This window comes from Helcococcus massiliensis (genome assembly GCF_900258485.1).
In the GTDB taxonomy this organism is placed as follows: Bacteria; Bacillota; Clostridia; order Tissierellales; family Peptoniphilaceae; genus Helcococcus; species Helcococcus massiliensis.
Window position 1 is genome coordinate 210886 of the sequence record NZ_OGVE01000002.1, and the last position, 25346, is coordinate 236231.

Annotated in this window: 22 protein-coding genes; 6 read left to right on the top strand and 16 right to left on the bottom strand. The window is 32.1% G+C overall.

All coding sequences use genetic code 11. The annotated features are described in order from the left end of the window. Positions 1 to 5: 5 nt before the first annotated feature. From C4Q29_RS02630 to C4Q29_RS02640, 3 genes are read right to left on the bottom strand one after another with little or no spacing between them, the layout of a single operon-like run. Positions 6 to 755 (bottom strand): diacylglycerol kinase, encoded by a 750-nt coding sequence (locus C4Q29_RS02630; RefSeq protein WP_103981280.1) that lies wholly within the window; start codon positions 753 to 755, stop codon positions 6 to 8. Further along, positions 752 to 1201: an rRNA maturation RNase YbeY gene (gene ybeY, locus C4Q29_RS02635; RefSeq protein WP_103981281.1), complete on the bottom strand. Its 450-nt coding sequence runs from the start codon at positions 1199 to 1201 to the stop codon at positions 752 to 754. Before ybeY ends, C4Q29_RS02630 begins: the two co-directional genes overlap by 4 nt. A 4-nt stretch (positions 1202 to 1205) precedes the next feature. Then, positions 1206 to 2162, bottom strand: a complete 957-nt coding sequence (locus tag C4Q29_RS02640; RefSeq protein WP_103981282.1) for a PhoH family protein — start codon at positions 2160 to 2162, stop codon at positions 1206 to 1208. 178 nt (positions 2163 to 2340) lie between these two features. Between C4Q29_RS02640 and C4Q29_RS02645 the strand changes: the two genes are divergently transcribed. The 4 genes from C4Q29_RS02645 to C4Q29_RS02660 all read left to right on the top strand — a co-directional run bounded on the left by C4Q29_RS02645 (position 2341) and on the right by C4Q29_RS02660 (position 5129). Further along, positions 2341 to 2964, top strand: coding sequence for a hypothetical protein (locus tag C4Q29_RS02645; protein ID WP_103981283.1), 624 nt, complete (start codon positions 2341 to 2343; stop codon positions 2962 to 2964). A gap of 182 nt (positions 2965 to 3146) precedes the next feature. Further along, positions 3147 to 3638, top strand: coding sequence for an NfeD family protein (locus C4Q29_RS02650; RefSeq protein WP_103981284.1), 492 nt, complete (start codon positions 3147 to 3149; stop codon positions 3636 to 3638). A 2-nt stretch (positions 3639 to 3640) separates the two neighbouring features. Next, a complete protein-coding gene (floA, locus tag C4Q29_RS02655; protein WP_103981285.1) occupies positions 3641 to 4645 on the top strand; it encodes a flotillin-like protein FloA in 1005 nt (334 codons plus the stop codon). Between the two features lies 1 nt (position 4646). Then, on the top strand, positions 4647 to 5129 hold the full coding sequence (locus C4Q29_RS02660) for a hypothetical protein (protein ID WP_103981286.1): 483 nt from the start codon (positions 4647 to 4649) through the stop codon (positions 5127 to 5129). Positions 5130 to 5146: 17 nt separating this feature from the next. On the opposite strand, the gene C4Q29_RS02665 is transcribed toward C4Q29_RS02660, so the two are convergent. The 5 genes from C4Q29_RS02665 to C4Q29_RS02685 all read right to left on the bottom strand — a co-directional run bounded on the left by C4Q29_RS02665 (position 5147) and on the right by C4Q29_RS02685 (position 10906). Then, a complete protein-coding gene (locus C4Q29_RS02665; RefSeq protein WP_103981287.1) occupies positions 5147 to 6970 on the bottom strand; it encodes a hypothetical protein in 1824 nt (607 codons plus the stop codon). A 152-nt stretch (positions 6971 to 7122) separates the two neighbouring features. Further along, positions 7123 to 7302: a 30S ribosomal protein S21 gene (gene rpsU / locus C4Q29_RS02670; protein WP_103981288.1), complete on the bottom strand. Its 180-nt coding sequence runs from the start codon at positions 7300 to 7302 to the stop codon at positions 7123 to 7125. 67 nt (positions 7303 to 7369) lie between these two features. Continuing rightward, positions 7370 to 8095 carry an RsmE family RNA methyltransferase gene (locus C4Q29_RS02675; protein ID WP_103981289.1) on the bottom strand — a complete coding sequence of 242 codons (726 nt, stop codon included), beginning with the start codon at positions 8093 to 8095 and terminating at the stop codon, positions 7370 to 7372. After that, positions 8088 to 9002 (bottom strand): 50S ribosomal protein L11 methyltransferase, encoded by a 915-nt coding sequence (gene prmA / locus C4Q29_RS02680; RefSeq protein WP_103981290.1) that lies wholly within the window; start codon positions 9000 to 9002, stop codon positions 8088 to 8090. Before prmA ends, C4Q29_RS02675 begins: the two co-directional genes overlap by 8 nt. 8 nt (positions 9003 to 9010) lie before the next feature. Beyond that, positions 9011 to 10906 carry a glycoside hydrolase family 13 protein gene (locus C4Q29_RS02685; RefSeq protein WP_103981291.1) on the bottom strand — a complete coding sequence of 632 codons (1896 nt, stop codon included), beginning with the start codon at positions 10904 to 10906 and terminating at the stop codon, positions 9011 to 9013. Positions 10907 to 11086: 180 nt separating this feature from the next. Between C4Q29_RS02685 and adhE the strand changes: the two genes are divergently transcribed. Further along, positions 11087 to 13684, top strand: coding sequence for a bifunctional acetaldehyde-CoA/alcohol dehydrogenase (adhE, locus tag C4Q29_RS02690; RefSeq protein ID WP_200813105.1), 2598 nt, complete (start codon positions 11087 to 11089; stop codon positions 13682 to 13684). 49 nt (positions 13685 to 13733) lie between these two features. Here adhE and C4Q29_RS02695 read toward each other — a convergent pair whose 3' ends face one another. Both C4Q29_RS02695 and C4Q29_RS02700 read right to left on the bottom strand, forming a co-directional pair. Continuing rightward, positions 13734 to 14471: a DUF975 family protein gene (locus C4Q29_RS02695; RefSeq protein ID WP_103981293.1), complete on the bottom strand. Its 738-nt coding sequence runs from the start codon at positions 14469 to 14471 to the stop codon at positions 13734 to 13736. An 8-nt stretch (positions 14472 to 14479) separates the two neighbouring features. Further along, positions 14480 to 15514: a M42 family metallopeptidase gene (locus tag C4Q29_RS02700; RefSeq protein ID WP_103981294.1), complete on the bottom strand. Its 1035-nt coding sequence runs from the start codon at positions 15512 to 15514 to the stop codon at positions 14480 to 14482. Between the two features lie 209 nt (positions 15515 to 15723). On the opposite strand from C4Q29_RS02700, the gene C4Q29_RS02705 reads away from it, so the two are divergent. Beyond that, a complete protein-coding gene (locus C4Q29_RS02705) occupies positions 15724 to 16314 on the top strand; it encodes an HAD hydrolase-like protein (protein ID WP_103981295.1) in 591 nt (196 codons plus the stop codon). Between the two features lie 74 nt (positions 16315 to 16388). On the opposite strand, the gene C4Q29_RS02710 is transcribed toward C4Q29_RS02705, so the two are convergent. From C4Q29_RS02710 to grpE, 6 genes are all read right to left on the bottom strand, one after another. Continuing rightward, a complete protein-coding gene (locus C4Q29_RS02710) occupies positions 16389 to 18149 on the bottom strand; it encodes an ABC transporter ATP-binding protein (RefSeq protein ID WP_159459192.1) in 1761 nt (586 codons plus the stop codon). Beyond that, positions 18136 to 19941: an ABC transporter ATP-binding protein gene (locus tag C4Q29_RS02715; RefSeq protein WP_103981297.1), complete on the bottom strand. Its 1806-nt coding sequence runs from the start codon at positions 19939 to 19941 to the stop codon at positions 18136 to 18138. The genes C4Q29_RS02710 and C4Q29_RS02715 overlap by 14 nt, the downstream gene beginning before the upstream one ends. Then, positions 19934 to 21001: an ArsR/SmtB family transcription factor gene (locus C4Q29_RS02720; protein WP_103981298.1), complete on the bottom strand. Its 1068-nt coding sequence runs from the start codon at positions 20999 to 21001 to the stop codon at positions 19934 to 19936. The genes C4Q29_RS02715 and C4Q29_RS02720 overlap by 8 nt, the downstream gene beginning before the upstream one ends. 161 nt (positions 21002 to 21162) lie before the next feature. Continuing rightward, the gene (gene dnaJ / locus C4Q29_RS02725; RefSeq protein ID WP_103981299.1) at positions 21163 to 22287 is read right to left on the bottom strand and encodes a molecular chaperone DnaJ; all 1125 of its coding nucleotides are present in this window, start codon (positions 22285 to 22287) and stop codon (positions 21163 to 21165) included. A 354-nt stretch (positions 22288 to 22641) separates the two neighbouring features. Next, complete coding sequence (gene dnaK / locus C4Q29_RS02730; protein WP_103981300.1) at positions 22642 to 24462, bottom strand: molecular chaperone DnaK; 1821 nt, start codon at positions 24460 to 24462, stop codon at positions 22642 to 22644. A 335-nt stretch (positions 24463 to 24797) separates the two neighbouring features. Next, positions 24798 to 25346 carry a nucleotide exchange factor GrpE gene (gene grpE, locus C4Q29_RS02735; RefSeq protein ID WP_103981301.1) on the bottom strand — a complete coding sequence of 183 codons (549 nt, stop codon included), beginning with the start codon at positions 25344 to 25346 and terminating at the stop codon, positions 24798 to 24800.

Here is a 25346-nt window from a genome sequence, read left to right on the forward strand (position 1 = left end):
GTCTCCTATATAAATTTCATAAATAATAATAAGGCTAGTAATATTCCTAAAATAGCTCCCAAAATAACTTCTTTTAAACTATGAATTTTAGCCTCATACCTTGATTCTGCAACTATTATAGCAAGCATATTAACAATAACAATTAGTGTTATATTATCAGCCAAGATTGTAGCTATTGTTGATAAATTAAAAGCTAAGGCTGCATGACCAGATACACTGCCTCCAAATAGGTGGCTGGTATCTTTTTTATAAAATATTCCTTTCAATAAAAGAACAGCTATCAAAGTTACAACTATAGAAATAACTATCATGTGTTCAACATTTTCCATGGCTTTTAATTGAAAGGAACCTTTCTCTATCATATCTTTTATCTTTGGATATATAAGTAAGTATCCTACAAAGACAGAAGCTATAGCTGAAAGTAAAACTGCGCCAGCCGCTATGTCTTTTGTTTTCTTAGCAAGTTCATGATATTTATTGTCCGATGCCAGATCAGTCAGAACTTCTATTGCAGTATTAAATAATTCTGAAACTAAAACAAAAACAACCGTCAGGCCGATAACTATCAATTCTAGTCTAGTAAAATCTAATATCATGGCTAAGATTATAATAAAAAAGGCCATAAACATATGAAAGAACATATTTCTTTCTGTGCTTATGCTCTCGATAATTCCATTAATAGCATTATTGAAAGAATCAACTATCTTACTATTATTTTTTACTTTTTTTGATTCTTCATTATCATATGACTTCATTTGAATATACCTAATTTTTTCATTATTTCTTTTTCTTTACTTCTCATCTCTAGCCTATCATCATCCTCTATATGGTCATAACCTAAAAGATGAAGTAAAGAATGAATTGATAGGTAAATAAATTCTCTTTCTTCACTATGGTTAAATTCTTTAGCCTGTTCCTTTACCCTTTGGCTTGAAATAACTATATCCCCAAGCATTCCACTAGAAGGGATTTGTCCTCTTTCAAACAAGGGAAATGATAAGACATCAGTTTCCTTATCTACTGACCTATAGTCTCTATTTAGAATTCTTATCTCTTCTGGACTAACCACAGATATAGAAATTTCATAATCTTGACCATATCCCGCTAAATCTAAGGCAGTTTCTAAAGCTTCTTCTATTTTTTTTAGCATGGAGTCAGAAATTTTTATATCTTCATTTTCATTATTTATAAGAATATCCATTTGCCTATTCCTTATTTTCCTTATCTTTATTTCTCAGCTCATGTTTTTCTTTCATCTCTTGGTCATACTTATCATAAGCTTCTATAATTCTTTGTACTAGAGGGTGTCTAACTACATCACTACTATCTAATTCTATAAACTTAATTCCCTCTATCCCCTTCAGGATTTTTCTTATCGTAACTAAGCCTGATTTTTTACCTCTTGGAAGGTCTAGCTGGGTAATATCACCAGTGATTATAGCCTTAGAACCATAACCCATCCTGGTTAAAAACATCTTCATCTGTTCAGCAGTAGTGTTTTGAGCCTCATCTAAAATAATAAATGAATTATCTAAGGTTCTACCTCTCATATAAGCCAAAGGAGCCACCTCTATTTGTCCTCTTTCCATCAATTTTAGATAGGTTTCAGGCCCCATTATTTCATATAGGGCATCATAAAGAGGTCTTAAATATGGATCTATTTTTTCTTGCAAATCACCAGGTAAGAAACCAAGTGATTCTCCAGCTTCAACTGCTGGTCTTGTAAGTATAATCCTATTCACTTCCTTATTTTTAAAAGCTTCTATAGCCATGGCCATAGCTAAGTATGTTTTACCAGTACCTGCTGGTCCTATACCAAAGACAACACCATTATTTCTTATCATATCCACATATTTTTTTTGACCAATAGTCTTTGGTCTTATAGGCTTACCTTGATAAGTAGTAACCACTACATCATTTAGAGCATCTTTTATCTTATCACTATTATTTTTCTTTTCCATATCTACAGCATATCTTACATCTTCAATGCTTAGGGTATTTTTACTTTCAATAATTTCGAATAGAACATCGAATAAATGGCTTATCATAGGCAATAAGTTTTCATCTGCCTTTATTCTAAGTCTACCATTATCAAGTTTAATCCTAGCTCCAAAAGATTCCTCTATAAAGTTTATATTTTTATCTAAATCTCCAAACAAGATCCTTACGTCTTGTCCGTCTTTTAAATCGTAATATATTTTTTTAATAATTAGCCTCCATTTTTGTCTTATTTATATGTGTATTATACTATAAGTCAGCAAATTTATAAACTTATGAAACGCTGAATACTTTATTTTACATCACTTTTATGCTAATATTAAAAAATAGAGGAGGATAAATATGAAAAAAATAAAAATCATATTGTCAATCTTGGCCTTGAGTTTAATTTTTGTAGCATGTTCTGATAAAAAACAAAAAGAAACTCAACAAGAAACTGTCAATGAAACTGTTAAAGAATCAGTTAAAGAGACTATGACAGAAACACAAAAAGAAACTGAAAATAACGCTGTAAAATCTGAAGATAATATTGTTGTCGAAGATAAAGAAAGTGGATCTGACAATCCTAAATCAAAAGAAATTAATGTAAAACAATCAGAAGCAAAAGAGTTAAATAGTGATCTAACAGCAGAAATGCAAAACTTCTTAAAAGATTACTCTGTAACCCTTATAGAAAGCGATGATTTAAACTACAACCAATTTCCTAAAGAAAACTTACAAGCTATTGCTAAATACGAAACCAAAGATTCTATTGGTTATGTAGTTAGATACGGAGAAAACAAAATTGGTAATGCTGTTTACTATAAAGAATCTACTACCGGCGTATTTGTAGTGTTTAATGGAGAAAATATTTTAGGCGATAATAATTTAATCAAAAATGATAGCCCAGAAGAATACAAAGAAGCTGCAAAGAAAATAATAGCTTCTCAAGTTTCTGGTGAAGCTGATATAAAATACGCTTATTAAAAAATATTTATATTCACAAAGGTGGTGTGTCAGAATGACTAAATTTCTGATACACTACCTTTTTAACTTTATAAATAAAATAATATTAATTTATTGCTTGATATATTGATTTTAAGGTATAATTAAGCTGTATAAGTGGATTAAAGTTTTATTAAGATAATCCCATATTACAAGGAGGTTGTATGCTTAAAGAGTTTATAACAAACCCAGTACTATTTACATTGCTGTTAACTATTGCGTTGACTTTAGTTTCAATAGAGATTTTCGTACCTGGTGGAATTTTCGGTATAACTGGAGGGTATCTGATATTTGAATCAATACTTGCAGCTGGTAATATTGAAAATGTTGTTATGTACGTTTTAATATCTATATTTATAACTTTAATATTAGATTTTATACTCGTGAAGTCTTTCGTAAAAAACATGGATACTAATAAAATAGTATTAAATACTAACTTGTCTAAAGCTAAAGGAAATGGTCCAAATTTAGATACGAAAGATTTAATAGGAAAGATGGGTATTGTAAACAAAACATTAAGACCTTATGGCGAGATTGAAATTGAAGGAAAAGTATATGTAGCAACAAGCTATGGAAACTTTATTGATAAAGGAGACACAGTGATTGTAGATAATGTTGAAGGAAGCACATTATATTGTAAAATAAATAGGAGATAATTATGGTTTTAGCATTATTAGACAATAGTGGATTTTTTAGCGTAGGAATTATTACAATACTAGTAATAATGTTTGTGTCTATTTTCTTTAGATTTATTCCTGTTGGATTGTGGATTACAGCTGCATTCTCAGGTGTAAAAGTAGGACTTGGCACACTTATTGGTATGCGAATGAGAAGAGTAATCCCTTCTAAAATAATCAATCCACTTATTAAAGCAACAAAGGGTGGAATTAAAATAAATATTAATGAATTAGAAGCACATTATCTATCAGGTGGTAATGTAAGTAAAGTAGTGGATGCGTTGATTGCAGCTCAAAGAGCTGATATAGATCTTGAATTTGAACAAGCTGCAGCTATAGATTTAGCAGGTAGAGATGTATTCGAAGCTGTACAAATCTCTGTAAATCCAAAAGTTATACAAACACCAACAATTGCAGCGGTAGCAATGGATGGTATTGAAATTAGAGCTATTGCAAAAGTAACAGTTAGAGCAAATTTAAATAGATTAGTTGGGGGTGCTGGTGAAGAAACTATCATCGCAAGAGTCGGTGAAGGTATAGTAACTACAGTAGGTTCATCAACAACACATAAAGAAGTTTTAGAAAATCCAGATAATATATCAAAGAATGTTCTTGTTAAAGGTTTAGACTCAGGTACCGCTTTTGAAATTTTATCTATTGATATAGCAGACGTTGACGTTGGAAGAAATATAGGTGCTGCACTTCAAGCTGACCAAGCGGAAACAGATAAGAAGATAGCTCAAGCAAAAGCTGAAGAAAGAAGAGCTATGGCTGTTGCCCAAGAACAAGAAATGCAAGCAGAAGTAAGACGAATGAAAGCAAAAGTAGTAGAAGCAGAATCAGAAGTTCCACTTGCATTAGCTGAAGCATTAAAATCAGGTAAGATGGGATACATGGATTATTATAAATTACAAAATGTTATAGCTGACACTGATATGAGAAATTCTATTGCAGGTGATGAATTAGACCCAACAGAGGGGGAATAATATGGGTTTATTAATAGATCTTTTATCTAAACTTGCAGAGATTGGGAATGAAGTTGTATCAGAACAGCTAAAATCAGATAAGGCTAGAAAAGATAGAATAAATAAAAATGGTAAAAAGGCGGAAGAATTTTTACAAAGAATAGAAAAAGAATATAAGAATAAAAACTATAAATCAGGTAAAAAATCTTCTGTAAAAACAAATATTAAAAGGAAAAATCCGACTGAATTTCAAACTCTTATTGAAGCAGATGTAAATAAAAATATCGAAGATATTCCTATCGAAGAAAGACTTAGAAGATATAAAGAGACTAAAAGGAATGCAGAAGTTAAAACTCTTCAAAGAGAAAAAAATGATAGTTTGGAATTTACTAATTTAGAAAAGAAAAAAAATACAAAAAAATATAAAAATATATTGAAAAGTAGAAGTGGTGCAAGAAATGCATTTATCTACAGTACAATTTTTGAAAAAAAAAGGGGCTGTTGAAAAATAGCCCCTTTTCTTTATTTACCTGGAAATTCTTTTTTATATTTAACTTGATTATTTTTAATTTCAAAGTCATCTAAATTAAATGTATATTGGTCTGAAGTTTTTGGATCTGTAAGATATATTAAATTACCTATATGCATTACATCAAATGGATCAGCCTTGTATTGGTCTATTAGATAATCTTTTACTTTTTGTGCTTTATCAAAATCAATTTCTTTTTCTTCTATTTCATAGTCATTATTTAGTAAATATTTTACTGTAGCAACAACTTCTTTAGCAGTATAACCATTATATTTGCCAGCTTTAGAATTTTGTATGATTTGCTTAATACTCATGGCATGATAATGTCCACCATGTAACCAGTAAAAAATATTTTCTCTTTCTTCTGTACCATATACAGGTAAATCAGTATTTTTTAAGCTACCAAAATGAGTCATATTTTTTAGATCATCTAGGTATGGAATCAAATCCTTGTGAAGCTCTGGACTTATTGAATCATATGTGAATAATTCAGAATCTTTAACTTCTACATCTTTATTTGCGTCTGAATCATCTGCTATAAATTCAGCATTTGGGTAATGAGGTCTAGGATCTTCATGAACTATAGCTATTTCTTCTTCATTTATATATAAGTGATAGTGGTCTCCATGTTGCCAAATTCTTGTAACACCTTTTGGCCATTCAAACTTTCCTTCACTATTGTGGTCGTGGCTATGGTCATGATTGTGGTCATGATTGTGATCATGGCTATGATCAGCATTTTGGCCATGATTGTGGTCGTGATTATGATCTTGATTCTCTGGTTTCTTATCTATATTTTTATTATTTTCTTCTTTATTGCTGGTTTGATTGTTGTTATCATGGTCTCCCTTATATTCTCCAAATTGTGCATTTGGATATAGGTCTTTAGGGTTTTCATAAACTATTCCTTCATTTCCCTTGGAATCAAATAAGTGATAATGGTCTTCGTGTTTTAATATCCTTACTATATCAAACCTATTTACTTTTGCTTTCCCTAGAATATTTGTAATTTTGAGTTTACTTATTTCTTTATTCCTATTTAACTTTTTATTTGTATTTGAAGGTTTTTTACTTGTTGATCCTGTATTTGAGGATGAAGTTGAAGAAGAATTGTTTGATGTTTTTTTGCTTGAACCTTGGCTAGTTCTTCTTGACGAACTAGTTGTTTTATTGGTTTTAGCCACTGATCCATGTCCATGGCTACCATGGTAGGTTTCAATTTTTATACCAGGATATTGGGCACTTGGATTTGTATAAGTTATATACTCATTTCCCTTGTTTGTATATAAGTGGTAATGGTCTCCATGTTTTGCTATTCTTATCACTTTTTCTTTTGTTTCATTTGTAGATTTCTTTTTTACAGAATTAGAAGCAGCTCTAGCTGTAGAGCCGCTTCCTAAAAAAATATTTTTACCACTATTTTTGCTTTCTTTATGATCATGGTCATGGTCGTGATCGTGGTCATGGTCGTGGTCATGGTCACCATGGTGTCCTTCATATTCTTTTATCTCAATATTTGGAAATGCTTGGCTTGGATCTTCATAAGTTAAAAATTCTTCGCCTTCTTTTGTAATAATGTGCCAATGATCACCATGCTTAGAAATTTCTGTAACTTCCTTATCTTTTAAGTCATCTATTTTAACAACTTTTACTAAAGATAAGCCATCTTTTTTATCATCTTTGGATTCTTCCATAGTTGTTTCTTTTACAGTTTCTTTTACTGTTTCCTTTTGACTTTCCTTATTACCTTTACCACAAGCTACTAAAGCTAATGATAATGCTAATACTAAAATTGATATTTTGTTGAATCTTTTCATATTAACTCCTTTTTTTTAATTGATAGTGATTCTCATTACCGTTTAATTATATTAGGATTTAAAAAAAAGTCAAATTTTTTTGCACAAAAAAAATGACACTTGGATAAGTGTCATTTCGTAATAGTAATAATCAATCTTTATCTAAAGGTTAATTAACCTCTTCTTTTCTTTCTTTTTGCTTGATCTATTTTTCTTTTCTTAACTACAGATGGTTTTTCGTAGAATTCTTTTCTTTTATATTCTGATAAAACTCCTGTACGTGCACATTGTCTCTTAAATCTTTTTAATGCGCTATCAATAGATTCATTTTCATGAACTCTAACTTCTGTCAATCTCTTCACCTCCCCACTTTTGTGGATTACTGGTTTATTATATATGATTTACATTAATATTGCAAACTTAATTAATGTCTCCAGATTCATACTGAATCATTGCAGTAAGGGCCATAGCAGCAGTTTCAGTTCTCAATATCCTATTGCCTAAGTTTACAATGTGGGCAGAAATTGATTCAAGCTTTTCAATCTCTTCTTCTGAAAAACCACCTTCTGGTCCTATAACTATATTCACTTCACTTAAGGAGTTTTTTGTTAATACTTCTTTTAAGCTATAGCCCCTATTTTCATAGGCTACAATCACAAACTTACCTTCTAAATCCCTTGCCATTTCATTAAAAGTCAAGGATGCTTTAACGGTAGGTATGATTGATCTTTTTGATTGTTTAGCAGCTGATTCAGCTATATCATGGTATCTAGTAAGTTTTTTCTTTTCTTTTTTACCATCCCATTTAACTATAGTTCTGGATGATGTGAAGGGAGTTATTGTATTTATACCAAGTTCTGTACATTTTTGTATAATCCATTCTAACTTATCACTCTTAGCAAGACCCTGGTATAGGTTTATTTTAATATTTGACTCATTTTCGTCCTTTTTTTGGGACAAGATGACACAAGAGCTGTTGTTTTTATCTTTTTCCAATAGTTTTACCAGGTAGACCACTCCATCAACCACCACTTCAAATTTTTCATCATCTTTAATCCTAAGCACTTTTATATGGTGGCTATTATCTTTTGAAAGTATTATTTCATTATTTACTACACTTGACTGGTCTTCAAAAAACCTATACATCTTTGCTCCTTGCTACCAATAGGGTCCATTCCCCTTTTTCTCTTTGGTCTAATATTTCATAAGCATTTTCTATCAAGGCTTCTTTTACTATATCAGCCTTTTCATTGATTATTCCAGATAAGATTAAGATTCCTGATTTTTTAATATATTCCTTAGATTGTCCAATCATTTCAACTAATATCTCCGCTAAAATATTGGCAAATATTAAGTCGTATTCACCTTCAACATTAGCAAAAAGGTTTGACTCCTTAGCTTGTAAATCAACCCCATTTATCTTAGCATTATCTATTGTTGAAGAAACAGCTATAGGATCTATATCACAAGCTAAAACATTTTTAGCCCCTAGTTTTTTAGCAAGTATTGAAAGTATACCTGACCCGCAACCTATATCTAAGATATCCATTCCAGATAGGTCTTTATCTTCAACATATTCCATACACAAGGAAGTAGTTTCGTGAGTCCCAGACCCAAAGGCCATTTTAGGTTCTATTTCAATAACAATCTTGTCTGTATCTACCTCTTCTTCCCAGGAAGGTTTAATCAATATCCTATCTCCTATATTGAAAGACTTGTAGGTCTTTTTCCACTCATCTTCCCAATTAGAATTATCAATTTCTTTTTCTATAAAGTCTATTGAAGGAAATTCTTTAGACAGATATTTCTTAAGCTTTTCCCTATCTTCTAGGCCTTTATCGGAAGCTTCGAAATATACTTCATAGTTGATCCTAGCATCTTTATCAATTACTAAATCACTAGTTTCCCATTCTGGTAAAGAACTTAAAATTTCAATTTTCTCTTCAGGGTCATCTACTAAAAATCCTATATTATCAAAATCATAAATCTTATTTTCAAATTTCTTATTCTCTTCTTTAGATAAGTTAAAATTTAATAAAATATAATTGTCCATATATGCTCCTATCTTACTTGAACTACTATTGATTCCTTAGGATTTAATTCAATAGTTAATTTTTCTCTTTCTATACTTAAAGAAGAATTTCCAATTATTTGGTCAAATGAGCTAGTTAATCCAAACTGTCCTAAGTCTACTTCAAATTTTTCTTTATTTTCAGATTTGGTCCAGGCGAATATAAATAAGTCGTCCTGGGTAAATCTAGCGAAAGCAAAAACTTCATCATCTACATGAAGCAACTTAAATCCTCCCGATTTAAGAGCCTCATTATTCTTTTTCAAATTCGCCAAGGTTTTATATAAATGGTAAGAATCTTTCTTTCTTCCTATTAAATCATTTTCCGGGGTCCAATCCATTGGATACCTCGCCCCTTCCATAGTCTCAATTCTTCCATCTAAATATTTTTCATCACCATAATAGATGTTTACTGCACCTGGTAAGCCAAATAGACTTATTATCGTTCCCCTATAAACATCATAATCTAAATCTTCATGGTTATATAATCTTTCGACATCATGGCTATTTATCAAATTAAACATTTGATAACCTATTTCTGTAGGGTGTTTATCTAAAAATTGGATTATCCTTTCTGCTAATTGGTGGCCTGTAAACTCGTAGGCAAAGTCTGAAAAGTATGGTTTTCTTCTTAAAAGCAGGTCTTTTTGGCCTGTAAATTCTCTTAAAGGTGATCCTACACCAAAATAGTTCATGGTAGAATCCCACCTATCTTGATTGTACATATCTGGGGTATCAGCCCATTCTTCAGCCATGATTAAAACATCTTCCTTTACAGACTTAAGTTCGTGGTTGATTTCTTCCCATACTTCATAGTATAAGTCTTTTTGTCTATTTCTAGCCATTACATCGGCAACATCAAATCTCCAACCATCTATATTAAAGGGTTCTTTCAAATATTTTTTTAGGACAGAATCTTCATTCCTATAAACCAAGTCTCTTAGATTTTGACTACTATAGTTTAAACTAGGCATGGTCTTCACCCCATACCAAGACTCATAAGTTCCATCATCATTTATAAAATAAAAGTCTCTTTCTTCAGATGAAGGATTGTTGTAGGCACCAACAGATTTAGGATAGAAGGTCCCATCCATATTAAACCACTTTGAATCTGATGAGGTATGGTTGATCGAAATATCTAAAACCAGCTTCATCCCTCTTTTATGCAGGTTTTCAGACAAGGCTATCAAAGCCTCTTCTCCACCAAGACTATCATCTATCTTAAAATAATCTAAACTATCATACTTGTGCATGGTAGGTGATTTAAATATCGGATTTAAATACAAACCTGTGACTCCGAGCTCTTCAAGGTAATCCAGCTTATCTATTACCCCCCAAAGGTCACCACCGTAAAAGTCTAAACAATGACTATCTTCGAATTCTAAAGGTTGGTCTTCCCAAGCCATTTGTATAGGCTTATGTCCTCTATAAGTGAAAGAATCTTCCTTATATGTTAAGTCTGGACGACCATTGTAAAATCTATCTGGAAGTATTTGATAAAAGACCTGGTCCTTCATCCAGCTAGGCGCCCTATAGTCGACTAGTATCTTAAAGTCCCTAGACCTATCGGGTTGATAGTCACTTATCTTATATTGGGAATAGTAATAAAATTTATCTTCACCCGCCAATACGAAATTATAAGTAATTAATTTATCATAAACTTCCATATCATACTTATAATAAATCAAGCCGTTTTTTTCATATTTAACAGACATTTCTTCAATTTTTTCTACACCCTGGTCCCTATATCTTATAAACACTTTTTTTATAAGGTCATTCTTTTTTATCCTTATAAGTACTTCTATAGTATCTCCAATTTTAGGAAAGGGATTTGAAATAAAGTGTTTACTCGAATCATGGTAAACCGTAGTTAAAATCTCATTCATCTAATACTCCTTACTGCTTTTATTTGATTATAACACAGATTATGTTACAAATAATTAATATCTTATTTTGTGAAAACATTAACACATCATTTGTCTATTTACATTTATTTTTTCATAGGTTACTATATTCATGTAGTGTTAATTATTTAACAGATAAATATCATAATGGAGGAAAAAATTATGACCGAAAAGAAAGAAACAAAGATAACAGCTGAACAAGAAATACAAAAATTAGTTGACAAGGCTAAAGTTGCTTTAAAAACTTTAGAAACATTTGACCAAGAAAAAGTAAATAAAATAGTACACGCTATGGTAATGGCTGGTATAGACCAACACATGCACCTAGCTTTAGAAACAGTTAAAGAAACAAAAAGAGGTGTTGCTGAAGATAAAGCTATTAAAAACTTATATTCAACAGAAACAATCTGGCACTCAATTAAGTATGAAAAAACATGTGATGTTATAGATAGAGACATGCAAACAGGTATCATAAAGGTTGCATCCCCTCTTGGTGTAGTTGCAGGTATCACTCCAGTTACAAACCCAACCTCAACAACAATGTTTAAGGCTATTATTTCAATCATGGCAAGAAACCCAATCATCTTCGCCTTCCACCCAAGCGCACAAAACTGTTCTGCCCTAGCAGCTAAAACAGTTTATGACGCAGCAGTTGAAGCAGGCGCTCCAAAAGATTGTATCCAATGGATCGAAAATCCAGGTTTAGATAAGACATCCGCTCTTATAAATAACGATGGTGTTGCTATCACTCTAGCAACAGGTGGAGCAGGAATGGTTCACGCAGCTTACTCAACAGGTAAACCAGCTTTAGGTGTTGGACCAGGAAACGTACCAGCATATTTTGAAAAATCATGTGACATCAGAAGATCTGTAAACGACCTAATTGTTTCAAAAACTTTTGATAATGGTATGATTTGTGCTTCAGAGCAAGCAGTAATATGTGATAAAGAAATTTACGACCAAGTTAAAGAAGAATTCGAAAGAAATAGAGCTTACTTTGTACCAAGCAAAGACATCAAAAAATTAGAAGACTTTGTAATCAACAAGGAAAAACAATCAGTTAACCCAGACATAGTTGGTCAAAGTGCTGAATGGATAGCAGAACACGCAGGAGTAAAAGTACCTGAAGGTACAAAATTACTTATAGCTGAATGTAAGGGTGTTGGTGAAAAATATCCACTTACAAGAGAAAAACTATCTCCTGTTTTAGCATTTATCAAGGCTGAATCAACAGAAGACGGTTTTGAAAAATCAAAACAAATGCTTGAATTTGGCGGTATGGGCCACTCTGCATCAATCCATACACACGGAAGCAACAACGATTTAATCGAAGATTTCGCAGTAAGAATGCAAGCTTCTAGAATCTTAGTAAACTCTCCTTCTTCAATAGGTGGTATAGGAGACCTATATAATGAAATGACTCCTTCACTTACATTGGGTTGTGGATCATACGGTAAAAACTCAATAAGTGAAAACGTATCAGTAAAACACTTAATAAACGTAAAGACTATAGCTAAGAGGAGAAACAATATGCAATGGCAAAAACTACCATCAAAATTATACTTTGAAAAGAACTCAGTAAGATATCTAGAAAAAATGCCTGATGTAGAAAAGGTATTTATAGTTACTGACCAAGGTATGGTGGAACACGGTCTAGTAGCAAAAGTTGTTGACGTTTTAAGAAAGAGATCAAACCAAGTTGTTTATGAAATCTTCTCAGATATCGAACCAGATCCAACAACAAATACAGTAGAAAAAGGATTAGCTAAGATAAAAGACTTTGAACCAGATACAATCATAGCTGTTGGTGGTGGATCCCCACTTGATGCTGCAAAGATGATGTGGTTAATGTATGAAGCACCTGAAATAAGCTTCTGGGGAGCAAAACAAAAATTCCTAGATATTAGAAAGAGAGCTTACAAGCTACCTGACTTAGGACAAAAGGCACAATTAGTATGTATCCCAACAACATCAGGTACAGGTTCAGAAGTTACACCATTTGCAGTTATAACAGACTCAGAAACAGGTATGAAGTATCCAATTGCTGACTACGCATTGACACCATCAGTAGCAATCGTAGACCCACAATTTACTTATACCCTACCAAAACCAATGATCGCTTACACAGGTATGGACGTACTTACCCATGCTATTGAATCATTCGTATCTTCAATGGCATCCGACTATACAAGAGGTTTAAGTATGCAAGCTGTAGAATTAGTATTTAAGTCATTATCTGATTCTTACCATACAAATAAACACGAACCAAAAGAAATCATGCACAACGCATCAACAATCGCAGGTATGGCATTTGCCAATGCATTCTTAGGAATAAACCACTCACTTGCCCACAAGATTGGTGCAGAATTCCACATAGCTCACGGTTATGCTAATGCTATCTTGATGCCACACGTAATTAGATACAATGCTAAGAACAACGGTAAGACACAAGTTTGGTCTAAGTATGAATACTTTAGAGCAGATGAAGACTATGCTAAATTAGCTAAGACTGTAGGTTGTAAAGGTGAAACTACTGAAGAATTGGTAGAAGCATTTGTACAAAAAATCATAGACTTATCTAAAGACTTAAATCTTGATCTTTCAATCAAGGGCCAAGGTATAAGCAAGGAAGAATTTGAAGCTAAGGTTGATAAGCTAGCAGTATTAGCTTACGAAGACCAATGTACAACAGCTAACCCTAAAGAACCAATGATTGAAGAATTAAAAGAAATCTTATACCAAGCATATGAAGGTGTTTAAGAATATATATAAAAATGGAGCTTGAATTTTTCAAGCTCCATTTCTTTTATTAAATACTATAATTATCTGTTATATTTTCTTCTCTTTTTTTATTTAATTCTAAGTTAAATACTGGTTCTAATGATAAGGAAAGCATGTTTGAATACATGATTCCAAATACTGCAAATAAGCCAACAATTACTTTAAATACATCAATAGAATAGTCAATTCTCATCCCACCATCAAAAGTAATTTGTACAAATGAGTAGAATAACATCATTACTGCAAGCATAAGAGGTATTAAGGTTATCAATTCTATTGAAAATAGGTCCCATTTTCTACTACTCATCTCCTGTCTAGCACTTGCAAAAGCTTCACCAATTTGCATATCTGGATAGTCAACCATGTTATATACAGCCCTTTGGTATTCTAATCTTTTTACCAAACCTGGTATTATAAATAACATAGTCCATAAGGTTATTTTTATTTGTATCAACATGCTTAGTAAAAACATTTTATTACCATGCTTACTTGCTTGTTTTATAAATCCAAAAGTTTTAACTTTTCTATTTTCTTTTAAAGCTTCATAATTTTCTATCCTTACATAAGTATTAAATAGGGCTAGTAACGTATTTAATGATGTATATATAAGCAAGTCTCTAGTATAATCCTTGCTATCAAGATTATCGTTATTAAAGTAAAATATTGAAACACCTAAAAATACCACCATAAGTGATAGTATCAAAAATGATATAAAGTTTTCTTTCAACCAATCATTTATTCTTCTTAAAATTTGTCCCTTATTCATATTTACTCCTATGCCATTTCACTAAATAGATAAGCATTTACCAAGGCTTCTGTAGCCTCTACAGATTTTTTATGGGTTCTTTCATAAGAATGGCTTGATTCTATACCAGCACCAAATAAGGCATGTTTTATATCAAGGCCCGCCATCATTGCAGCTGAAGCATCAGACCCATATCTTGGATAAATATCTAGCCTATAATCAATTTTCTTTTCTTCGCAAAGGGAAACTAGATGGTTTTTTAAATCAAAATTGTAGGGACCTGAAGAATCTTTAACACAAATTGATACTGAATATTCATCAGTTGTTTGGTCATCCCCCATGGCACCCATATCCACAGCTATATATTCTACCGTCTTTTTCGGAATAGATGAGTTTGCCCCATAGCCTATTTCCTCATTATTTGAGAAATAAAAATGACTTGTATAAGGCAATTCTAAATTTTCTTCCTTGATAGTCTTTAACTGGTTCAATAGAATGGCTGCTGAAACCTTGTCATCTAGGTGTCTACTCTTTATAAATCCAGTATCGGTAACTATAGTCCTTGGATCAAAGGAGATAAAGTCACCAACTTCTATACCTAATTTCTTTGTATCCTCTGCAGACTTACTTTCCACATCAAGTCTTACTTCGATATTAGCCTGGTTTCTTTCTGCACTATTTACATTATCATATACATGAACAGTACTTTGGTGCATTAGGATAGTACCCGAAATTTTTGCTTGATTTTTATTTACATGAACCATACAATTTTCACCCTCTATTGAGCTATAGGCAAAGCCACCTATTAAGTCAATTTTCAATCTTCCATCAGCCTTTATAGATCTTACAATAGCTCCCAGGGTATCTAAGTGAGCTGTAAGGACTCTGTGTTTTTCGTCATCCTTACCTTTTACAGTTACCATCAAACCACCCTTGTTTGTGATTTTACTTTCATAACCCCAATCTTTAACTAATTGGTCTACATAATTAATAATATCTTTTGTATAACCTGTAGGTGAGGCTATACTTGTTAACTCTTTTATATACTTTATTGTGTTTGACATAATTCCTCCATTCAATTACTGATATTATAGCATTTTTAATGATGAGATATAAATTTATTAGCAAAAATATTTATAATAAAGCTATAATTCTCCAAAAACTTTAATAAAATTATTGTTTTTATTATAAAATTAACGAAAAATAAATATAAGTTGTGAAAATGTTTTCTTTTTGTTATAATATAGGCAGAATAATGTAAAGGTGGTGAAGGATGAAAAATTTGATATTTGACTTTGCAAATGTAATCGCCTCATTCGACCAAGATGAAGTTTTTTATAATTACACAGATTCCACCGAAGATGCTGACTACATTAAAGACTTGTTCAATTCTAAAAAAATATGGAATGAGCTCTATGAAGGAAAAACTACCGAAAGAGTTTATAACAAGGCAATAAAAAGAGTAAACCCTAAGTACCATAAAGCAATAAAGGAAATCTTGGCTAATTGGTACAAGTTTTTCGATATAAACGGTAAAATGGAAAGATACTTAGAAAAATTAAAAGAAGAATCTTTTAACTTATACTTATTCGCAAACTTTTCTGACCAATTTGTTAACATCGAAAAGTCCAACCAAGATTTAATAGATTTATTCGATGGGGTTTATATATCATATGTGAGAGGTTTTATAAAACCAACTTATATATCTTACCTTGACTTTTTAAAGCAAAATAAGTTAAAGGCAGAAGATTGCTTACTAATAGATACATGTGAAGAAAGCTTAACTATAGCAAAAGAATTAGATTTTGAAACTTATAAATACGATGGTGATTTAGAAAAACTAAAGAACTTTATAAATAAATAACTATGTAAAAAACTTTAATTGACATATCCCCCTAAGGATAAAAAAGACTCTCCCTATAAAAAAGGGAGAGTTTTTTATATATAATTTTTTGCTTGAGTTTCAAATAGTTCCCTATATAAGTTATGCCCCTTCATCAACTTACTATGGTGGTCATAGGCAGCAACCTTACCCCCATCTATCAATAGGACCTTATCAGAAAAAGTTGATGATGACATCCTATGGGATATAAATATAGAAGTTTTATTTTTTGTTAGTTCTGCAAACTTTTCAAATATTTCAGATTCTGCTATAGGATCTAGAGCAGCTGTAGGCTCATCCATTATCATGAGTGATCCTCCCTTGTTTATAGCCCTGGCTATAGCAAGTTTTTGAGCTTGTCCGCCCGAAAAATGTGTAGCATCTTTTTCTAAAGATTTATCAAGATAAGCGTCCATTTTCTTAGGTAAACTTTCGATATATTCATACATATTTACATCTTTCAAGGACTCTTCGGCTTCTTTCCTATCATCAGATCCAGGCATTATATTTTCAAATATTGTATAAGGCATAAGGGTAAAGTCTTGGAAGACAGCTGAAATTTGGTCTATATAAGAATTTATATCGTATTCTCTTATATCAACACCATTCCATAAAATCTGACCCTTGTTTGGCTCGTAAAATCTAGATATTAATTTTACTATGGTAGACTTACCAGCATTGTTTAATCCTACAATTGATATTTTTTCTCCTTTTTCTATCTTGAATGATACATCTTCTAATATCAACCTATATGTATTTGGATAGGAGAAGTAAACATTTTTAAATTCAAGACTTTCGAGCTTGTCCGCTTTTTTATTTCCTGTATTTTCAAATTCTTTTAAGTCGATATAGTCTTTCCATGGACTTAAGTGGGCATTGGCAGTATTAAGCCCAGAGATTGATTTTGATACAGCTTGGATAAGATTTACTAATTTATCTGTTGAATTAAAAACTAGGGTAAAAGTAGCTATGCTTATTACCGGACCCCATATATCGCTTATTAATCTTGTCCCATTATAGGCTATAGCTATAAAGGTAATTAAGCTGGCAAAGATAGTTCTGAAAACTTCTAAACTAGTTGCAATACCGATCAAGTCTCCAACCCATTTAAATACAAAGTCCCTATATCCAAGCATTTTGGAAATCCATATTTTACTTATTCCATATATCCTATACTCTTTCTGACTAGTAGGACCAACAGCCTCGTCTAAAAAATATCCGTACTTCCTATTCAAAGGAACATTTTCTTGCATCAAACTATCATGCTTTTTTTGCATATGTATGGTTGTTATAGTTGAAAGTGTTAAAATAATCAATATTGTAATAGTGTATACGATACTATGAGTAAATAAAATCACTAAAAATCCAAATATGGTAGTTAAAGCTACTAAAAGATCTTTAATTTCCTCTAAAGTTAATTCGATATATCCCCAACTTATTGGCATCTTAGCCCTTTGTATAAAGTCTAAAACTTTTGGATCTTCTAGATTATCATAAGATAGGTCCATAGTTTTTTCAGACAATTTAACAGCCAACATTTCACTTTGAAAATTGGCTCTTTTTTGGTATTTAAGTTTTATAAATTCACTTATTTGTTTTAATAAATAAATTCCTCCTACAAAGGCAAGTATAAGATATAAAATAGACTTAAAGGATTCTCCTTTTTCTAAGTAAGCTATTACGCTTGCTGGTAAATACATACTTGCTATGGAGATTAAACTTTCAAATATAACTAATATGGCCAATAAGACAAAGTAAGTCTTATCAATCTTCCAAGCTTCTTTTATTAGCCTTGATATAGTTTTATAAGCTTTCATTTTCAACCTCCTTATAGTATTTACCTTGAGTTTCAAACATTTCTCTATATTCATTAGAATTTTCCATTAAGTATTGGTGGCTACCCTTGGCTGAAATTTCACCCCCATCCAAGAATAGAATTTCATCACAAAATCTTGTTGAAGCCAGCCTATGTGATATAAATATACCGGTCTTATTTCCCATATATGAATCAAATTCTTTATATATCTTCTCTTCCGCCAGGGCATCTAGGGCCGATGTTGGTTCATCCATAATCATTACCGATGTATCCTTTTTATACAAAGCTCTAGCTATCATTAGTTTTTGATTTTCTCCACCTGATAAAATGACCCCATCTTCATATATAACTTTCAAGACATTTTGATCTATACCATTTTCTAATGATGATATCTTATCCCAAAGACCCACTTTTTCTAAAGTTTCTTTGACTCTTTCCCTATTTATTCCATCTTCTACACCTGCTATATTTTCAGCAACTGTAAGAGCTAAAGGTTCTGTTTCTTGGAAGACAACGGAAAATATTCTAAATCTTGCTTGCATACTCAAATCATCCGCATTTACACCATCTAAGTAAATAGTTCCTTCTGTAGGCTTGTATAAACCAACTAAAAGTTTAACTATAGTAGTTTTACCTGCTCCATTTACTCCAACTAGGGCCACATTTTTATCAGCATCTATTTCAAAAGATAAGTCCTTAAATACATATTTATCAGATCCCGGATATTTAAATGAAACCCTATCAAATTTGATGGATATAGGTCCTTGGAATTTATGATCTATGCCATCCCTACTCTTTATTAAATTAGAATCGAGAAAATCATAGGTTAAAATTACATACTGGATATTTTCGTATACATTTGTGACATCCTGGTTTACAGCTTGGATTATATTTGACAAAATAGTAAGAATGGTCAAAGAAGCTATCAAAGTCGCTATAGTCATTTGCCCATTTACCGCCATATAAGTAAAGACAAGCAAGGCTACAAATTGTCCTAGATAAATTGATAAATTTTCTAAAAATGAAATATTAAACCTATATTCGTCAACCTTGTGTTGCTTATCAAGCATCCTATTCATAAAGTTTTTGATATTAGCCAGCAGCCTATTTTTTAAGGAAAATATTCTAATATCTTTACCATATTTAAAATCTTCTACAACTTCCTTGTATTTTTCATACTTCCTAGACTCATCTTGGATAGCAGGTCTAACCTTATTAGCATATTCAGCTGTTTTTGTAGCTAAAAACAGATTTATTAGCATGGATACCATGCTTACAAAAAAAACTATGTATGATTCTCTTAATAAGAAAACTGAAAAGATTATTATCAATAGTAGATTTGGAAAAAGTCTAAAGGTCCTCATTAAAATATTTTGATAACCCCTATTGTCCCCTCCAACTCCCATAAAGGCTTGGTTTACCTTAAGTTCAAATTCTGAATCTTCAAAATATTCAAAGTCCATGGTCATGACTTTGTCAACCATTTCAATCATTATATTATTTCTATCTAGCATAAAAATGTATTGAATCTTACCTTCAAGGTATAAGTTTAAGGACTTTGATATTATAAATACCAAAGTGTATATTCCAGCCACTGTTAGCAATTGATAGACATCCATCTTGCCATTTTTTATTAGCTCTAAAATATATTTTAAAATCAAGACCGACATTAAAGGATGAATGACTGCCACTATCATATTTACAATTGTCTTATACCAAGTATCCTTCCTAAAAAGTTTTGGAAATAACTCTTTGAAATAGAATGCTTTCCTATCTTTGAAATCACTATTCATCTTTAACTCCTAATAAATCATTAAAATATTTTACTATTTCTTTTATAGTTGTTTTGTTTAGGTCGTAGTAGATTTTTCTACCATCTATAGAAAAACCCACTATATTTTTCTCTTGTAATTGGCTCAAATGCTGACTGACGCTTCCTTTAGATAAGTTTAACTCGTCCGCTATTTCCTGGCCAAACATAGTTTTTTTAGCTAGTAGATGGATAATCTTAAACCTATTAGCCTCTGCTATGACTGATAAAGTTTCTTGCATGTCATTGTATTTATTTTCAAAATCATATTTGTAATCTTGCAGAATAATCCAGGAAAATCCTAAAATTATGTAGGCATGGAATTGACCGTCATCATCCAACTCAGCTGAAATTCCAATATCATGGAAGTTATTAATTAAAGGAAAAACATTGAGAGTATCAAATTTACTGAACATTTTTCCCTCCTCAAAGCTTTGGAAATTTTTATATTTTCTCAAGAAATCTATGTCTATTTTACCTAATTGTTCATTTATAATACCTGTAATTTCTTGAATTTCTTCTTTTATGATAACTTCTAAATCTTTCAGCAAATTATATAGGTTTGCCATGTCAGTCCTAGCTTGGTCAAAAAGTTTAACTAGGGCAAATTTCTGACTTCCATCTAAATAATCTATCTTGTCTATTAGGTCTATTTCAGATAAGTCTTTTTCAGTTTCTTCTAGTCTATTCTCAGCATTTTCCAATATAACTTTTTTAACCATATCTCTAAATTCTTCATAGGTATAGTCGCTTATAGATTCTTTTCTCTTTGAATATATAAGGGTGGAATATATTGAAGTTTTGCCTTGTCTCACTTTAAGCAAATCTTTTATATGGCTATACTTCTCCTTCAAGGGATAGGCCCTATCCACAATATTTTTATAGTATTGGTGTAATTTTTTATATTTAGAATAATATTCTTTTTGTGTAATATTCAATTTATCAAAATCTATATCATCCAAAACTTTACTTTCTGAAGAAAAAATAAATATGGCTAATAATAAAGATTCGTTTATATATTGAATTTCATTGATTATATTCATGATTTGCTCCTAATTCAACTCATGGCTTAGCTTAGTTCTACCTGTAGTTTACTAATTCAACTTATAGTTTAGCGTTTATTTAACTATTTGTTTTATTATAATGGAACTATTGATTAAAGTCAATAAAAATGTATAAAAAAAGAGGGTTACCCCTCTTAATTCTAATTAAAAAAATCTTTTACTTTTTCGAAGAATGACTTTTCAGGTTTTACCTGGTCTCCTCCAGCTTTAGCAAAGTCCTTAAGCAATTCTTTTTGTTCGTCATTAACTTTTTTAGGAACTACAACTTTTACATCAAAGTAAATATCACCTCTATCACCACTTTTTCTTGGATTATCCATACCCTCTCCACTGATTTTGAACCTAGTATCATTTTGAGTACCTGCTGGTATGTCAAAATCCACCGTTCCTCTTAGGGTAGGCACTTTAATGGTATTTCCAAGGGTTGCTGTCACAAATGATATTGGTAGTTCATAATATATGTCACTTCCATATCTCTTGAAATGTTCATGGTCTTCAACAGCAACTACGATGTATAAGTCTCCTGCTGGTCCACCATTTTCTCCAGCATTTCCTTGACCTCTTACAGGTATGATATCTCCATTGGCTATACCTGCTGGTATTTTAATCTTGATTTTAGAATTTTTTAATACTCTACCATCTCCATGACACTTATCGCATTTTTCTTCAATTTCTACACCTGATCCATTACATGTTGGACAAGTGGTAACTGAAGAAAATTGTCCGAATGGTGTTGATTGGGTTTGTCTAACTTGGCCTGATCCATGACAACTATGACAGGTTTTCTTTTCACTACCTTCCTTAGCTCCACTGCCGTGACATTTATCACAGGTCTCTTGTTTCCTATATTGGATTTCTTTTTCAACTCCATATACAGCTTCCTTGAATGTTATCTTACTTGTAATCTGGATATCTTCACCTTTTCTTGGAGCGTTTGGATCTTGAGCCCTATATGAAGCTCCTCCTCCACCAAACAAGTCTGAAAATAGGTCTGAAAATATATCGCCAAAACCTGAAGAAGAAAATCCACCAAATCCTGAATTTGGATCAAAGGCAGCTTCTCCATACCTATCATATTTAGCTCTATTTTCTTCATCACCAAGTATAGAAAATGCTGTATTTATCTCTTTTAACTTTTCTTCAGCTTCTTTATCTCCACCATTTAAATCTGGATGGTATTTCTTTGCTAATTTTCTATAGGCTGATTTGATTTCTCTCGCACTAGCATCTCTTTCAATACCTAATACTTCATAAGGATTTCTCATTTAGCCACCTTTATATTCTTTCTCTAATATTTTAAAACTTTTCTAATTAACTCTATCTACCTTTATAACTAACAAAAGGAGAGCCTACTCTCCTTTTGTCAACTTTATTATTATAACATAGCATATTTATTTTATAAACGCTACATCTATAAGATTAGATATCGGCACTGCTCCTTCGAGCAGTCGACGTGTCTACCGCTTTCTATAAAATACTTTTTGGATTTTTCTCATTATACGACTCGTCTCAAAATGCTCCTTCTCGTCGCATTTTTTCAACTCCCTGTATAAGATTAGACATCGGCTCTGCTCTTTCGAGCAGTCGCCGTGTCTACCGCTCAAAATAATCCTAAGGGATTATTTTTCGCTATCATTATCATCATCAACAACTTCGTAGTCTGCTTCTACTGTGTCGTCTTCTTTATTTTCTTGTGCGTTGTTTCCAACATTTGCATATAGTTTTTCACTCATTTTGTTTAATTCTTCTGTTAATTCTTGTATCTTTGTCTTAATTTCATCAACATTGTCTGAGTTTAAAACATCTTTCAATTCTTGGTTTTTCTTTTCAATTGCTTCTTTTTCTTCAGCAGAAATCTTATCTTCAAGGTCTTTCAATGTTTTTTCTACTTGGTATGAGATTGATTCACCTTGGTTCTTTGTTTCTACTAAATCTTTTTTCTTCTTATCTTCATCAGCGTGAGCTTCAGCTTCTTTTACTCTCTTTTCGATTTCTTCTTCTGATAAGTTTGCAGAAGCTGTGATTGTAATCTTTTGTTCCTTACCTGTACCTAGGTCTTTTGCTGAAACATTTACAATACCGTTAGCATCAATATCAAAGGTTACTTCGATTTGTGGTTCACCTCTTCTTGCTGCAGGTATATCAGTTAATTGGAAGTTTCCTATTACTGTATTGTCATAAGACATTTGTCTTTCACCTTGCAATACTTTGATATCTACAGATGTTTGGTTGTCTGCTGCAGTTGTAAAGATTTGTGATTTCTTTGTAGGTATTGTTGTATTTCTTTCAATTAATACTGTTGTGATATTACCCATTGTTTCGATACCTAATGATAGAGGTGTTACGTCCAATAGTAATAAATCATTTACATCACCAGCTAAGATAGCACCTTGAATTGCTGCACCCAAGGCAACTGATTCGTCAGGGTTGATATCCTTTTGTGGTGTCTTTCCTGTAAGTTTTTTAACAGCTTCTTGTACAGCTGGAACTCTTGTTGAACCACCAACTAAAAGCACCTTGTCTAATTCTGAAGCTTCAATTCCAGCATCTTTTAGAGCATCTCTTACTGGGTCTAATGATTCTTCAACTAAGGATGAAATTAATTCTTCAAATTTTGATCTTGAAATATCCATATTTAAGTGTGCTGGTTGACCATTAACAGCTGTAATAAATGGTAGATTTATTTGTGCTGTAGATGTTGTTGAAAGTTCTTTCTTAGCTTTTTCTGCAGCATCTTTTAACCTTTGTGCTGATGTTGGGTCAGCTAATAAGTCAACACTATTTTCTTTCTTAAATTCTTCATTTATATATTTCATTAAAGCTTGGTCAAAGTCGTCACCACCAAGTTTATTGTTACCTCTTGTTGCTAAAACATCGATAACACCATCTGCTACTTCTAGGATAGATACGTCAAAGGTACCACCACCTAAGTCATATACCATGATTGTCATATCGTGGTCTGCCTTTTCCATACCATATGATAAAGCAGCTGCTGTAGGTTCGTTAACTATTCTTTTTACATCTAAACCAGCTATTCTACCAGCGTCTTTTGTTGCTTGTCTTTGTTCGTTTGTGAAGTAAGCTGGTACTGTAATAACAGCTTCTGTTACTGTTTCACCTAGATAAGCTTCTGTATCAGCTTTTAATTTTTGTAAGATCATTGCTGAAATTTCTTCTGGTGAATATGTTTTACCATCAATTTCTACCTTGTAGTCTGAACCCATTTCTCTCTTGATAGATTCAATCGTTCTTTCAGGATTCATAACAGCTTGTCTTTTTGCTGTTTCACCAACTAATCTTTCACCTTCCTTTGTAAATGCTACTACTGAAGGTGTTGTTCTGTTACCTTCTGCATTAGGAATGATAGTTGCTTTACCACCTTCCATAACTGCTACTGCTGAGTTTGTTGTACCTAAGTCAATTCCTATAATTTTACCCATAATCTTTTCTCCTTTATTATTCCTATTTTTTATTTACTATATTAAATTTATTCGCTTCCATTTCGTCTTCACCTATCGGCTCGACTCAATGGGTCATTCGCTTTACAGTCCAAGGTCGACAGCTCAATTTCTTGCTTCGCACTCATTTCGCTGGACCTTTTTTGCATAAGCTCGACCTGCATTTCGTCTTCACCTATCGGCTCGACTCAATGGGTCATTCGCTTTACAGTCCAAGGTCGACAGCTCAATTTCTTGCTTCGCACTCATTTCGCTGGACCTTTTTTGCATAAGCTCGACCTGCATTTCGTCTTCACCTATCGGCTCGACTCAATGGGTCATTCGCTTACCTTAACCATTACTGGTCTAATTACTTTGTCATTCAATTTATAACCTTTTTGGAAGGTTTCTATTATCGATCCGGATTCTACTTGATCAGATTTTTCCATTAATACTGCATGATGTAAATTTGCATCAAATACAGCTCCATCTGATTCTATTTCTTCTAGACCTTCAGCTTGTAAGATTTCTAAAAACTCTTTTCTTACCAAGCCTACACCTTGTGCAAATGAATCATCTTCTTTCGATTCAGCCAAGGCCCTATCCAAATTGTCTAATACTGATAAAAGTTTTCCTACTAGTTTTTCAGAAGCGAACTTATATATATCAGATTTTTCTTTTTCCGTTCTTCTTCTAAAGTTTTCAAAATCAGCTTGTAATCTAATGTATGAATCTTTAACCTTATCTAATTCTGAAATAACTTCATCTTGTTCTTTAGTCTCTTCTTTTTCTTCAGCCTCTTCTTTTATCTCTTCATTTTCTAGATTTTCTGTCTCTTTATTTTCCTGTAATTCTTCTTCTAAATTCTCTTTTTCCTTTTTCGCCAT

Excerpts from the sequence above, each read along its gene's own strand:
- C4Q29_RS02630 (WP_103981280.1), bottom strand. The coding sequence starts at position 755 with ATGAAGTCATATGATAATGAAGAATCAAAAAAAGTAAAAAATAATAGT.
- ybeY (WP_103981281.1), bottom strand. The coding sequence starts at position 1,201 with ATGGATATTCTTATAAATAATGAAAATGAAGATATAAAAATTTCTGAC.
- C4Q29_RS02645 (WP_103981283.1), top strand. The coding sequence starts at position 2,341 with ATGAAAAAAATAAAAATCATATTGTCAATCTTGGCCTTGAGTTTAATT.
- C4Q29_RS02650 (WP_103981284.1), top strand. The coding sequence starts at position 3,147 with ATGCTTAAAGAGTTTATAACAAACCCAGTACTATTTACATTGCTGTTA.
- floA (WP_103981285.1), top strand. The coding sequence starts at position 3,641 with ATGGTTTTAGCATTATTAGACAATAGTGGATTTTTTAGCGTAGGAATT.
- C4Q29_RS02660 (WP_103981286.1), top strand. The coding sequence starts at position 4,647 with ATGGGTTTATTAATAGATCTTTTATCTAAACTTGCAGAGATTGGGAAT.
- C4Q29_RS02665 (WP_103981287.1), bottom strand. The coding sequence starts at position 6,970 with ATGAAAAGATTCAACAAAATATCAATTTTAGTATTAGCATTATCATTA.
- C4Q29_RS02675 (WP_103981289.1), bottom strand. The coding sequence starts at position 8,095 with ATGTATAGGTTTTTTGAAGACCAGTCAAGTGTAGTAAATAATGAAATA.
- prmA (WP_103981290.1), bottom strand. The coding sequence starts at position 9,002 with ATGGACAATTATATTTTATTAAATTTTAACTTATCTAAAGAAGAGAAT.
- C4Q29_RS02685 (WP_103981291.1), bottom strand. The coding sequence starts at position 10,906 with ATGAATGAGATTTTAACTACGGTTTACCATGATTCGAGTAAACACTTT.
- adhE (WP_200813105.1), top strand. The coding sequence starts at position 11,087 with ATGACCGAAAAGAAAGAAACAAAGATAACAGCTGAACAAGAAATACAA.
- C4Q29_RS02695 (WP_103981293.1), bottom strand. The coding sequence starts at position 14,471 with ATGAATAAGGGACAAATTTTAAGAAGAATAAATGATTGGTTGAAAGAA.
- C4Q29_RS02700 (WP_103981294.1), bottom strand. The coding sequence starts at position 15,514 with ATGTCAAACACAATAAAGTATATAAAAGAGTTAACAAGTATAGCCTCA.
- C4Q29_RS02705 (WP_103981295.1), top strand. The coding sequence starts at position 15,724 with ATGAAAAATTTGATATTTGACTTTGCAAATGTAATCGCCTCATTCGAC.
- C4Q29_RS02710 (WP_159459192.1), bottom strand. The coding sequence starts at position 18,149 with ATGAAAGCTTATAAAACTATATCAAGGCTAATAAAAGAAGCTTGGAAG.
- C4Q29_RS02715 (WP_103981297.1), bottom strand. The coding sequence starts at position 19,941 with ATGAATAGTGATTTCAAAGATAGGAAAGCATTCTATTTCAAAGAGTTA.
- C4Q29_RS02720 (WP_103981298.1), bottom strand. The coding sequence starts at position 21,001 with ATGAATATAATCAATGAAATTCAATATATAAACGAATCTTTATTATTA.
- dnaJ (WP_103981299.1), bottom strand. The coding sequence starts at position 22,287 with ATGAGAAATCCTTATGAAGTATTAGGTATTGAAAGAGATGCTAGTGCG.
- dnaK (WP_103981300.1), bottom strand. The coding sequence starts at position 24,462 with ATGGGTAAAATTATAGGAATTGACTTAGGTACAACAAACTCAGCAGTA.
- grpE (WP_103981301.1), bottom strand. The coding sequence starts at position 25,346 with ATGGCGAAAAAGGAAAAAGAGAATTTAGAAGAAGAATTACAGGAAAAT.